Origin of the sequence: Mucilaginibacter gossypii (assembly GCF_900100945.1) — a bacterium.
Lineage (GTDB): Bacteria > Bacteroidota > Bacteroidia > Sphingobacteriales > Sphingobacteriaceae > Mucilaginibacter > Mucilaginibacter gossypii.
Window position 1 is genome coordinate 1 of record NZ_FNCG01000013.1, and the last position, 12,388, is coordinate 12,388.

At 42.3% G+C, this 12,388-nt stretch carries 8 protein-coding genes; 2 read left to right on the forward strand and 6 right to left on the reverse strand.

The features are described from left to right. Positions 1–74: 74 nt before the first annotated feature. On the reverse strand, positions 75–1,469 hold the full coding sequence (locus BLS28_RS20910) for a transposase (RefSeq protein ID WP_091162066.1): 1,395 nt from the start codon (positions 1,467–1,469) through the stop codon (positions 75–77). 264 nt (positions 1,470–1,733) lie between these two features. On the opposite strand from BLS28_RS20910, the gene BLS28_RS20915 reads away from it, so the two are divergent. After that, the gene (locus tag BLS28_RS20915) at positions 1,734–2,270 is read left to right on the forward strand and encodes a hypothetical protein (RefSeq protein WP_091172012.1); all 537 of its coding nucleotides are present in this window, start codon (positions 1,734–1,736) and stop codon (positions 2,268–2,270) included. Continuing rightward, positions 2,267–3,598, forward strand: coding sequence for a hypothetical protein (locus BLS28_RS20920; protein WP_091172014.1), 1,332 nt, complete (start codon positions 2,267–2,269; stop codon positions 3,596–3,598). Before BLS28_RS20915 ends, BLS28_RS20920 begins: the two co-directional genes overlap by 4 nt. Before the next feature lie 294 nt (positions 3,599–3,892). Here BLS28_RS20920 and BLS28_RS20925 read toward each other — a convergent pair whose 3' ends face one another. The 5 genes from BLS28_RS20925 to BLS28_RS20955 all read right to left on the reverse strand — a co-directional run bounded on the left by BLS28_RS20925 (position 3,893) and on the right by BLS28_RS20955 (position 12,381). Beyond that, positions 3,893–4,363, reverse strand: coding sequence for a hypothetical protein (locus tag BLS28_RS20925; protein WP_091172016.1), 471 nt, complete (start codon positions 4,361–4,363; stop codon positions 3,893–3,895). A 76-nt stretch (positions 4,364–4,439) separates the two neighbouring features. Next, positions 4,440–5,297: a TIR domain-containing protein gene (locus BLS28_RS20930; protein WP_218134489.1), complete on the reverse strand. Its 858-nt coding sequence runs from the start codon at positions 5,295–5,297 to the stop codon at positions 4,440–4,442. Positions 5,298–6,707: 1,410 nt separating this feature from the next. Next, on the reverse strand, positions 6,708–8,276 hold the full coding sequence (locus tag BLS28_RS20945) for a hypothetical protein (RefSeq protein WP_091172023.1): 1,569 nt from the start codon (positions 8,274–8,276) through the stop codon (positions 6,708–6,710). Further along, positions 8,273–10,126, reverse strand: coding sequence for a glycosyltransferase (locus BLS28_RS20950; protein WP_091172025.1), 1,854 nt, complete (start codon positions 10,124–10,126; stop codon positions 8,273–8,275). Before BLS28_RS20950 ends, BLS28_RS20945 begins: the two co-directional genes overlap by 4 nt. A 167-nt stretch (positions 10,127–10,293) precedes the next feature. Then, a complete protein-coding gene (locus BLS28_RS20955) occupies positions 10,294–12,381 on the reverse strand; it encodes a cellulose biosynthesis cyclic di-GMP-binding regulatory protein BcsB (RefSeq protein WP_091172027.1) in 2,088 nt (695 codons plus the stop codon). Between the last annotated feature and the right edge of the window lie 7 nt (positions 12,382–12,388).

Sequence of the window (12,388 nt, forward strand, 5' to 3'; positions counted from 1 at the left end):
CGTGGCCGTTGCACAACGAATACTTAGACAACAAATAAGTATTCGTTATCTAATCACTTTCCTGAAAAACCTGATTAGGTGTAGTAAAAACGGGAGCTTTTAAATGCTTCTAAAAGGCTCATTATTACCTGCAAGAACGACTTTCCTTCATATTTAATTAACTTTTTAAGATTGTAAGCGATTCCTGCCATCAACATGCATTTATTGGCTAATTCTATTCCAATTGTATTTACTTTTCTCATTCCCAGGTACTCAACCAGCGTTCCAATGACAGGCTCCACTGTGCTTTTTCTTATGACCATCATTTGTTTGCCATAGGCCTCGTTTAATCGTTTGTGCATGTCGTCAAACAGCGGCTTAGAAAGCGAATTTGTAATTGTTTTATAGGTTGATTTTTTGAGGCACTGTTTGCGAACAGAACATACCGCACAATCGGATCGTTTACTCATATATTCTTTAGAAACGCCGTGATGATCCTTATAACCAATAAATTTTAAGCTATTACCCTGACTACATTGGTATGTATCATTTTCAGCATTATATGTAAAACCCTGCCGTTCTGACTTGTAAGTGCCTGTGTTGGGGATATATCCGGTAATTCCTCTTGAAACAAGGCTTTGCAATACAGTTGAACTGCTATAATTAGCATCCGCAATTACTTCCTTTACCTCCAAACCATGATCTCCGAGATTGGCACAAACTTTATCAAGCACTGTATCAAGACATTGGTTGTCCTTTTTGTCTGCATGGCAGGCTCCAATGCTTGTAATCACATAGCTGGATGTATCTACGCTAAGCTGACTGAGATAATTTAACTTAGTTACCTTGCCCGGTTTTACAGACATTCTCGCATCCGGATCAGTAGCACTTGCCCGGTTAGCATTACTGCGCTTTTGTGTTTTTTGCCTTTCTGATTTATCGGATAAGTGATCATCTCCTTCAGTTGCCTGACCTTCTTTTAACTGGTCTGTGAACACCTGTCCATCCTCTAAAATATCCTCAACACTACTCATTGATGCATTCGCTTTTACAAACACACTATCAACTGCCTGTCTTTTGCCGGTTAACATTCCTTTGTCTATGCACTGCTTTAATACTTGTTTAAATAATTGGTTAAATATGTCTTCATCATAAAGCTGACGGGTACGACTTAAAGTAGAATGCCAAGGCAATTCTTCGTCGATATCGTAACCAATAAAATAAAGAATATCAAGGCGCATGGATGATATGTTAATGATGCGCCTATCACTTGGCTGATTCTCCAAATAGCCTACGAGTAATAACTTAAAGAAAACAACCGGGTCAATACTTTTTTGTCCGTCTTTTCCGTAATACTTAGCAGTAGAAGCATATAAAAACTGAAGATCTAGTGTTTCTTTCAGCTTTCGGTATATGTTGTCTGCCGGAACACGGTCGGATAATTGGAAATTGGTAAAGAGTTTCTCTTGATAGTGCTTCTTTCCTTGCATGTCATTAAGATACTAAAAACCAGTATCTTAACATAAATTATTATAAAATAACTGGCGCGTTGTGCAACGGCCACAACACGCGTGCGCCAGCGAAGGATGTAGGCTTAGTAGGCGAGGCGACGATGCAGACTTAGCAATTGAGGCACACGCGACACGCGTGCGCCAGCGCAGGGCTACATACTCATGTAGGTTGGATAACAGAGGTATTTATAATTTGATTTTATTTGTATAATATTACATGTTAATACCAATAACCTCAACCGTATGACAATCTTTACATTAGAAGAGCTAAAAGATACAATTACATTGTTTAGTGCAACTGAAGCTGATTTTTGGAGCGAGAATAGCATTGTCGCTTTAGAGCATAATAATCATCAATCAGGTTGTATTTTAAAGGTATACGGTGATCAGGTTGACGAGATTGGATTGAAATGGACAAAAACAGTAGTGAAAAATGGTTACAAGGAAGAAAAGAAATTTATTGAAAAAAGTGCAGAGGCCATATCCTTTTTTTTAACCAGACATTTTACTGAATTCAATGTCATCGAAGAAGCATGTATAGGGACTGGGGTTGATTACTGGTTGGGATACGATGACAAGCACCAAAAATATAATCCGAAAAATTTTTTAACTGCTCGTCTGGAAATTTCTGGAATTAACATTGAAACACTCTCGAATAGCCTTGAAAAACGTGTAAAAGTAAAGATGATGCAAACAGTGCCATCGGATGATACTGCTTTACCTGCATATATTTCTATTGTTGAACATTCTACTCCAAAAGCACATTTTAGCAAAAAATGAAAGACATCAAAAACATTCATGGCCGTGCAATGGAGTTGATGCGTATTGCAAATCAAAACCTCATTGATCGAAATAAAGAAGCCTATTATGAAAATACAAAGGCCGCCTTGGAATTGGAGGAAGAAGCAGCTTTTGAATTATTCGCAGATTTTGATAGCGAACCCACGAGATCGGTCTTATTTAGAAGTGCTGCAAACTTAGCTTATAATTTAGGAGAACATGGAAGAGCCGAGAAGCTCATTTATCAGGCGCTATCTGGATCTCCTTACGCAGAAATAAAAGCTGAATTAATTGGCTTAAAGGAAAAAATAGAGGATTCGCTTGTCAGGGAATTATCAGCGAATGATATTGTAGAATATAGTTATATAAATGTTATAAAGGAGAATGCAGTTAATCTAAAAATCGAACCTAAGACGGATAAATACTCAAAAGCTGTGGTCGTAGATTACATTGTAGACTTTTTGAAAAACATACAGACATCTTACAAAAATTTTGCTGAGATATTATTCAGAAAGAACTTTGGGGAAGACGAATACCCGAATTATGAAAATGCATTGACTTCGTTTCGAAAAGATTCTAATCTTCTAATGGTCAATTTGAATTATCAAAGTTTTGGTATTGGTTTGGTTGCTGACACTGAAATTATGAACTATAAATATGACATGAGCGAAAAGTTTGTCAGCTTTAAAAAAACTCTTTTCGATGGATTTAAAAACGACGTTTTATTTGCAGATCTTAATTCTGAAAAATTTCATCAACAGATTGCTGAAAGATTCGATGATGAAGAACGAACTAAAATCTATTCTACTATTATTAATTCATTAGAAAGTAAATCTGATTATAAAATTTCTATATCCGATCAAGACTTTAAATTCAAGGTCAGAGAATTACCAACGATTAATAAAAAAGCACAGTCAATCTTAAAACCTAAAGTTGTAAGAGTTAATGAAACCGAAAGTGAATTAGTTATAAAAAAAACAATGGAGTTAACAGATGTTGACGGTAATAAACGAGCAAAACTACAGACTGAATATTTGAGTTATGCGGAGTTTTCAATTGATATTTCTGACATCGACGAAAAACAACAAGATACTCGAATCTATTTCTCAGATCCTTACAATATTAAAATCGTTTTTGAAGGAAATAGGTTTTCAATAAATGATAGCTTTTTTCAAATTTACGTCGATAGTCAAGATTTCAAGGAAATCAAGAAAGCTTATGAACTTGCTTTAGTGCGAAAGTATTTAACTTTGTCAACTAATAATGATCTTTCGATTGATGATCAGGTTGTTTTAGAGAATATGAAAAAAACATTTTTAGTTTCTTAGTATAAATTCATAACCGGCGTGACTATGCAGGGCGGGTTTAAGTTTAAGGGGAGAGTACTCGCTACCTGTACGAAAACCTTTATCTTATTTAAATCTCCAAATTCCATTTTTAATGATAATATTTCTTAGCTGGCGCGAGTATGCAGCGGGAGGTTGTGGGGTGAGTACTCGTGACTTTTTTGAATTTGTATTGTAAACTTATATAGGATGAAGTATAAAGTCACGAGTACGCCGTGCTTTTGCCGACGCTGCATACTCGCGCCGGGTGGGGCCAGAGGGGAGGATAAAACTTAATTAATCATCGGATTCATCTATCTCGTTGTCATCAACAATAAACTCAACGTTAGCCGATAAGTTTAAAAATCTTAACGTTGGATGGTCATATGAATAATAAGCGATACTTTTATCCTGGAAAATATTTACAACTCTAAGAACTTCAGTTTTTGCGTAATATTTAAGACTACCACTATAATGAGGTTCGGTAATATTCCCAAAAGTTTCAGTCCCGGTTAACTCCACTTCTAAGTAAACGATTTCAACAAAGTCTTCTGTTTTTAAATCCCTTTTAGCATGATTAATTAAAATTATATCATTTTTTTTGAAATATTCTATAATCTTAGCTCTCGCAATTTCTATATAATCCAGGTTCGATGTTATGCGATTCCTAAATTCAGTATTGATAATGCTCCGAACTTCGACTTCGTCATTTTCATTATCAAACGGTCTATTGTAAGCCGCTTCGACCGTTCCTTGAAGGTATTCCATGATTAGTTATATATTGATTAATAATTTTCTGCTTTTATTTTACTGATAATAAGTGTTTTGTGGAAGTGCTGTTGAGTTAAAACAATTTGTTCATATCTACATTATATCCCGATTCCTTTAATTCCTTAGCAACATCGACTTCCCACCTCGCATTATTCATATCAATATAAACAACGCCGGAAATATCGTTAGGAGTTTCTATGTCACCTTTTACCAGTGCGCATACATTTTTACGACCAATCTTCCCGATCAAAAAACCGTGTTCAAATACCACGTTTTGCCGCGCTCGTGATTTCAAATTGGCTTCCTCCCCTTGTACGGCACCCATATCACATGCAGTGTAAAGCACAATGCCAAACCCGACATTTGAATAACTTTCGATTTTTTCAATTATAGTTTTTCCAGCACTGCTTTGTTCATGCAAAATAATTGGCGTAAAACCGAGTTTTTCTATAAGCCGTGCTGCTTGTAGCTTTGCGATTTCATCGCGACCGTGTACTATGAAAACATGTGTTTTTGAGAGAGCATTTATTTGTTGGGATGAAGTTGTATTAATTTCTGATTTTATGAGTTCGGATTTATCTTTTAGATCTTTAAGATTCGTCAGTTTATAATTAATTAAATTCTTTAATGTCAAAATAGGGTTACCCGGAACATCTCCCATTTGTCCAATAAAAGTATAGCCAGCGTCAGCGTATGATTTTCTATACTCGTTTTGCGGATTATCAAAACTTTGTTTTAAATATTCATTATTATAACCGTTCCAAGAGGTGTAGTCGGTCTGAAGTAAAGCCAGTTCGTCTTGACTTATAATATTGCGGAGAACTAAATCTGTACCTAATTTAATCCTTTGATCTATTTTACTTTCAAATTCGTGATTAGAAATGTTTAAGCGGGTGGATAAAGATTGCGGATTGGAGGATTTTTGTCCCATCTAAGTTTATGGTTCTAAGTTTAAATTGGGGAATAAATATAAATATTCTTCATTATATATAAATAGTTATTTTTTAATAATATATGCTCCCTGCTACCGCAAGCAAATCCAATACTTAGCAAACTGGCCACAAGGCTAAGCAATAAATAAAAATTCAAGGTCCTGTCCGAAACCCGTCCGGCAACTACCCCTTCCTCAAAACGGACGGACAAACCATTTTTTATCCTCCCCTTCGGGCCCCCGCGCCGCAGCCGCGTTAGGGATTGCAGCGGAAAACCCACAGCCTTGCGCAGGCCTTCGCGCAGAGGCTAAGGCGAGGATTTGCAGCGTAAAGCCCGGCCGCAGGCAACGCCATTGTTTCATTTCGGAATTGGGATTTTCAATTTCGGATTTAAGGCATGGAGAAACGGCTGTTATGCTGAGTGTTTAAATCCGGGGCGTCTGAAGGTGAAATGACAAATCCACCACGTCATTGCTATAAGGAGTGAAGCAATCCCCGACAGGCTGGTAACGGGGTTTATTAGTATTTGACTTGCATCGTCGCGCTCCTGGCCGCGCGGGGCCAGTTACGTTTTTCGCTATTGTTCATTTTTTAAGGTGCTCAAGAAGGCTCCGCCGTTTGTCGCCACAAAAGTAACCAAAAAGGCTTGCAGCAGAAGGCTTCTTTGCGCACAACCTGGCCCCATAGCCCTCGGCGCGGCCTTTACCCTGCAAAACGAACAGAACCACGGGCTGCAATTATTTTGCCCCGATTCGCACGCAATGCCTCCGCTTCTGCAAAAACTTGCTATGCCCCTGCAGCCGCACCGCCCAGCATCGTTCTGCTCGTTTTCACCCGAAGCTGATCTGCTGCGAAAAACTACATTTTTTATCTTGTCATGGGTAGTAAAATGACATCTACGTCATTGCTGTAAGGAATAAAGCAATCCCCGACAGGTTGGAAACGGGCTTCATTAGTATTTGACTTACATCGTCGCGCTCTTGGCCGCGCGGGGCCAGTTACTTTTGTCGCCACAAAAGTAACCAAAAAGGCTTGCAGCAGAAAGGCTTCTTTGCGCACAGCCTGGCCCCATAGCCCTCGGCGCGGCCTTCACCCTGCAAAACGAACAGAACCACGGGCTGCAATTATTTTGCCCCGATTCGCACGCAATGCCTCCGCTTCTGCAAAAACTTGCTATGCCCCTTCAGCCGCACCGCCCAGCATCGTTCTGCTCGTTTTCACCCGAAGCTGATCTGCTGCGAAAAACCACATTTTTTTTCTTGGTCATGGGTAGCTCGTCGAAGTATGGCGGGCAGGCCTCTGCGCGCGACCCTTCGACAGGCTCAGGCTGACAGGCCGCTATCACTGCAACTGCTGCTACTGCAACTAAAAAACTAACTGCAAACTGCCCACCAAAAACTGCCAACTGATTATTGCAACGTCACCACCTTGTACAAAATCCACCCATCGGTTTCGTAGGCGCGTTTATAGTTTACACCGCTGTTGAGGCGGCGGATTTCGGGGATGTACCGGTCGCTGAGCTGGGTGTAGCCGGTGAAGGGGTTTTTGGGGGTGGCTATCAGGATATAGTCGTCGTATTTGTAAGGGGTTTCAATGGCCGACAGGAACGAGTTGAGCTGGTAGGGCAGGGTTAGTTTTTTGATATTGTTGGTAAAAGCCACAATGGGGTATGATACGGCATCGTCCATGAGGATGTGCGTACCATCGGGCAGGCTATTGATGTAGGCTGCTATTTCTTTGCTTTCGTTTTGATCGGTATTAGGTTCCAGCCGGCTAAGGGTTGTGATGAAGCGGCGCTCGTCGGTAATGAGCGAGTTGGTTAAAAAGGTGTAGCCGGTATACAGCTGCAGTACAATTACAAAGGCCAGGCCCAGTTTAACGGCCAGTTTATTTTTGATAGTATGTACCTTAAATATGATACACAGCAGCGCCACAAACAAAAATATAAGATAGTACTGGTAGGTGAGGAACAGCTTATCGTACTTAATGTGCAAAAACTCTACAAAGGCAAACAGGGTGAGCACGGTGAGCACATGATAAGTGCTTTCGCGCAGCAGGTACAGGCCAAACAGTATCAGCGGACAAAAATAAATCACCCTTAATGATACCAGGATGCTGAGCTCGGGCAGCTGGTAGTTTACGGCAGTGGCGGCGGTATCGTAATTCAACTTATCGACCAGTACATTCCAGGTGGCCAGGGGGCTCTCCATAAAGTAGTTATAGTCGCTGGCGTGGGTTTGGTTAAGCAGCTTGTAGCAAACCAGCGATACCACAGGCAGGATAAACAAGATGACATAAATGGCAAAGGTTTTATTAATAAGCTTACGCCTTAACGACGGACTGTTAAAGCTCATGAACAGCCTGAAAATGGATTCCTTTTCGCCCAGGTTAAGGCTGGCCAGCGTGATGGACAGCACCAGCGGGATAAAGAACAGCGTAAGCCAGATGAATCGGTAATCGCAAAAAATGAGCAATACCAAACACATGCTGGCTATGGATACGTGGAACGTGGTGTTTGAGCGGTAAAACTTAAGCAGGTTAAGGAAAAACAGGTACACGAAGATCACTACCAGGTAAATGGCTTTGCCCGAGCAGGCCATGTAAATGATACCGGGATGCAGCAAAAATAGCAGGGCTACCATGATGAGGTAAAAATCGTCCTTCACCCTGATAACAAACGAGCGCGAAATAAGATAAAAGAAGCCCGCCGTACCCAACGCCGATGCGATGACCGGGGCGAGGTAACTGTTTATTGACGAAAATATAAGCGAGGAGTAAAAGGGCAGCAGCGGGGCGGTTAGGCCCATTACTTTAAGGCGGTTGCCAAGCCCCTCAAACACGATCTTTGTTTTTTCGACATAAAAAAGGCTTTCCTGGTTATAATAGCCTAAGTGGTTAAGGTATACGCCAATAACCAGGTACCAGGCTGCCAGCACCAGGGTAAATATAAACAGGTATGTACTTTTGGCAATTTTCATTTAATAACGTTTGTGGGGTTATTAACCTTACTTAAACCGTGGTTGGTTTTTTCCCAGTAAAACGGATTGGTGATGAGCTGGTACAGGCCCATATAGGCTGCTACCGAGTGCATGAGCCAGTAAACCGGGTTGGCTATGGCAAACAAAATGAGCTCGAAATAACGGCGTTTAAACACGGCCATCATGTTGATATAGATCATGAGGATATTGCCCACCATGAGGTTAAATATCGACATGAACAGCACCCAGTCCGGAAACAAATTGCGGATGGTTGAAAAATCAAATATGAGGTAACAGATAAAGATGATAAGCAGCACCGGGTAAATTAAAAAGGTGGCTGATGTGGCGCCGATGAAAAAGTTAAAACCCAGGAAACCGCGAAAGCCTATTTTACGGATGAGGGCCGGCGGGTTGCGCATGTGCACCAGGTAGGTTTGCATGTAGCCCTTGATCCAGCGCGAGCGCTGGCGGATCCAGTTCCAGAAGTTGTTATTAGCTTCTTCATACGTGGTGGAGTTTACAATGGCCACCTTATAGCCTTTGGCATAGGCGCGCACGCCAAGGTCGGCATCTTCGGTTACGTTAAAGGGGTCCCAGGCGCCAAGCTCAATCAGCGCGTCCATTTTAAAGTGATTGCTGGTGCCGCCGAGCGGGATGGGGATATCCAGCGTATCCAAACCGGGCAGCATATAATCAAACCAGTACGAATATTCGAGGGTGAACATCCGGGTAAGGAAGTTTTCGTTGCGGTTAAAGTAGTTTAAGGCGCTTTGAATGCAGATATAGTTTTCGGGCAGCTTGTTAAACAGGGCTACCACTTTTTTAAGCTGATCGGTATCGGGGATATCCTCGGCATCATAAATGGTGAGGTACTGGCCCCTCGAAAAGTGCAGGCCATAGTTGCAGGCCTTGGGCTTGGTTTTAGGCATGTGGAAAGGCACCACAATAACTTCAAAAACAGAGGGGAAATCGAGGTTTTTTACGGCGTTTAATGTTTTATCATCATCTTCTTCAATAAGCAGTTTGATATCCAGCTGCTCGCGCGGATAGTCGAGGCTTTGCAGGTTCCAGATGAGTTTTTTGATCAGCTTATCTTCCTTGTAAACGGGCAGCAGGATGGTATATACGGGCAGCTCCTCGTTTACGATAGTGCGCAGGTCATTTTTGGTGACGGCCTGGTGCAGCTCAAACCGGGAGCCTACCAGCGCCAAAAACAGTTTGAAGATGATAGCTATCAGGAAAAACGAACTGATGATTAAGTTAATGGTGATGGATACGTTTTTAAAGTTGAGGAACAGGCCGATGGCGGTAATGCCCCACAAGGCAAAAATGAAAACCAACTGTGCTGTGGTGAACGTTGTTGAGGCCGAGCTTTTAGGGTCGCGTTTAAGGAGCTCAAAAACAGATGCCTTCACATATTTTTGCCCGGTAAGCTTGTGGCTTAGCCAGGTGATCTCCAAATCGGATGCTACGATGATTTCGGGTTCCATGTCATAGGTAAACCTTACAAAATCAAGGAAAAGTTCATTGCCGGGGTCGGCCATAACGGTAACCACCTTATTGTTTTCGATGCGGAGGGGGAGGCCCAGCTGGTCGTTGGCAAATTTAAGGTCAACCTGGTCGAGGATCTTTTGGTCGAAGGCTTCCTGGCGGATTTCGGCAAAGTGGTAGCCTGCGTTGCCCAGGGCGCGTTCATAGTTTTTGCGGGAAACATAGCCGAAGTTAAGGGCTATTTTGAGGTATGACATACCCGATCTTTCCGAAAAAGCATGGATCTTTTCCTGGTCGGCCGGCGAAATAAATCCGTGGGCAACCAAAATTTCAGGAACAGAAATACTCAATGTATCCATATTAGGTGTTTTATAACCTCACCCCCCGCCCTCTCCAAAGGAGAGGGAGCTCTTTTTTTTAAGCCTTCTCCTTTGGAGAGGGCAGGCGGTTTGTTACTGTATTTATGATGACGCCTTAGCGTCATTTTTCTTAACACCCTCTCCTTTGGAGAGGGCAGGGTGAGGCATTAATCGTTAAACAGATCCTGCGATTTTTGAACTTTTGACCGCACATACAGGAACGAAAGCAGGATCAGGATCAGGATGCCCAGCAAAATGTACAGGTTATAGCTGTCCCAGAAACGGGTAAGGCCGCTCTTGGTATCGATGTACTCCAGGTTTTCGCTGGATTTGTTGATGTTGAACAGGTATTTGTTGGAGTTAACATCCGAGATACAAACATTGCTTGACAGGGTTGAAAGCTGCTCGGTAATGGATTTGGATACTGCCAGGAAAGCTTCGGAAACATGCGTGCCGGTAGCGGTAAGCACCAGGGTAGCATTGTTGCTTACGCCGTAAAATATTTGCGCCAGGCCGTTTGATACCGTATCCGACAGCGAGTAAACCGGGCTATTATTATCGGTGTTGTACAGCCTGAAGTTCCTGTCGAACTGGATAGGGGCATCGCGAAACTCCTTAAGTACTTTATCATCTTTCGATAGCAGGGCTATGATATTGTATTGCTTCAGATCAGTTGGCTTCAAATCTTTCGAGTAAACAAACTCGGGGAAGTTATTGGCGTTGATGTTATTGTTAAGCTCGTAAATGATCTCGCCCATAGCACCGGCGGCATATTTGGCGTATTCCTCGCTTACTACAATTTTGGTGGTGCCGTTGTTAAAGGCCTCGGGATACTGGTAAAAGCTCAGGTCGCTGGTGATGAAGGGGTTTTTTGATTCGAGGTATGATTTGTCAACGTCAACTTCGGCAAAAAAGTTGGTGAAGCTGTTTTTACAGTTGCCGTTGGTTGGGTAAAACCTGAATTCGGCCTCCAGCGTGTTGTATTTATGATGCTGATAACGGTTAATGGTGATAGAGCTGTTCAGCTTGCCCGATGCATCCAGTTTTTCGCTGCTGATGAGCAAACCGTTAAGGTATATATTGAAGAAACCACGGTCGCCGGGGGCAAGGCCGCTGTAATTGGCAACAAACCGGATCTCCACTTCTTTAGGGGTGAAGCTGAAATCACTGTTTTTAAAGCTGTAAGCGCTCTTCAACGAGCCAATGCCCGACAGGAAGTCGCTCACGCCGCCAATTTGCTTTAAGGATAGCTTTGAACGGTTTTCGTCGATAGTTTTAAAGAAGGTGTTTTCGGCCTTGTTGATCAGCAGGTAATCGCCATAGGTTGAGTTCAGGATGTTCATGTTGCCCAGGGCGGTGATAGCCTTTTCATAACCTGTATCATCGCCGCCGGTAACAAACAGTACCTCTTTAGGGGCCTGCTCCTGCGTTACGGTTTTAACCGGCACCAACCGGCCTTTTACATCAACCATGTGCACAATGGTATCAGTAAGCAGACTTACTGATTTATGCAGGTAGAATAAACCCTGCGTATTTTGCGGGGTAACTTTTACCAATGCGCGCGCATCGGCAGGTAATTTATCAATGGCGCCTACCCTGATGTAGTTACGAACGCTATCGGGCAGTTTGCTTTCTTCGTAAACGGCAATTTCACGTGTTTGGGTCTTTTTTAACCTTGAATAGGCCCATGCTACGGCCTTAAGGTCATGCAGGCTTGGGTTTGACGGGTAAACGATAGCTTTTTTAGAGTCGAAGCAGTTGCTGATATTTACGTTATCAAAAAAGTTTTTATTGCTTTTAACCAGCGATAGGTATGAGTAGTTTTTGATTTTTAACCACATCGCCGGGTTATCCAGGTCTTTACACTGATCATCGGTAATGGTGAGCAGTGTTTTGATCTGGATCTTGAGGAACTTATCGGGGCTCAGATCGGCACGGCTCAGGTTAATGATGATTTTCTGGATAGAATCGGGGCCCAGGTGGCTGCTGTATGCCGGTTTGTTATTAATAACCAGGTTGATATACGAATGCGATTTTATCAATGCCTGCGACGGTTCAAAAAATAAAACCAGTTTACTGCCATTCATTTCAATCAAAGGGGTGACCTTGAAATAAAATGAAATAGCGCCGCTCATGCCGTATACCACGTCATCGTCATGGCCGTAGGCTTTAAAGGATGCAATGCTGTTGCCCTGGGCCTGCGAAGCCGTGTTGAATAATAGGATAAAGGCTAATAAGGTAAAAAACTTATTCATTGATATC

What these genes read in the sequence shown, in the direction of transcription:
- BLS28_RS20915 (WP_091172012.1), top strand. Translation starts at nt 1,734, where the DNA reads ATGACAATCTTTACATTAGAAGAGCTAAAAGATACAATTACATTGTTT.
- BLS28_RS20930 (WP_218134489.1), bottom strand. Translation starts at nt 5,297, where the DNA reads ATGGGACAAAAATCCTCCAATCCGCAATCTTTATCCACCCGCTTAAAC.
- BLS28_RS20950 (WP_091172025.1), bottom strand. Translation starts at nt 10,126, where the DNA reads ATGGATACATTGAGTATTTCTGTTCCTGAAATTTTGGTTGCCCACGGA.
- BLS28_RS20925 (WP_091172016.1), bottom strand. Translation starts at nt 4,363, where the DNA reads ATGGAATACCTTCAAGGAACGGTCGAAGCGGCTTACAATAGACCGTTT.
- BLS28_RS20945 (WP_091172023.1), bottom strand. Translation starts at nt 8,276, where the DNA reads ATGAAAATTGCCAAAAGTACATACCTGTTTATATTTACCCTGGTGCTG.
- BLS28_RS20910 (WP_091162066.1), bottom strand. Translation starts at nt 1,469, where the DNA reads ATGCAAGGAAAGAAGCACTATCAAGAGAAACTCTTTACCAATTTCCAA.
- BLS28_RS20955 (WP_091172027.1), bottom strand. Translation starts at nt 12,381, where the DNA reads ATGAATAAGTTTTTTACCTTATTAGCCTTTATCCTATTATTCAACACG.
- BLS28_RS20920 (WP_091172014.1), top strand. Translation starts at nt 2,267, where the DNA reads ATGAAAGACATCAAAAACATTCATGGCCGTGCAATGGAGTTGATGCGT.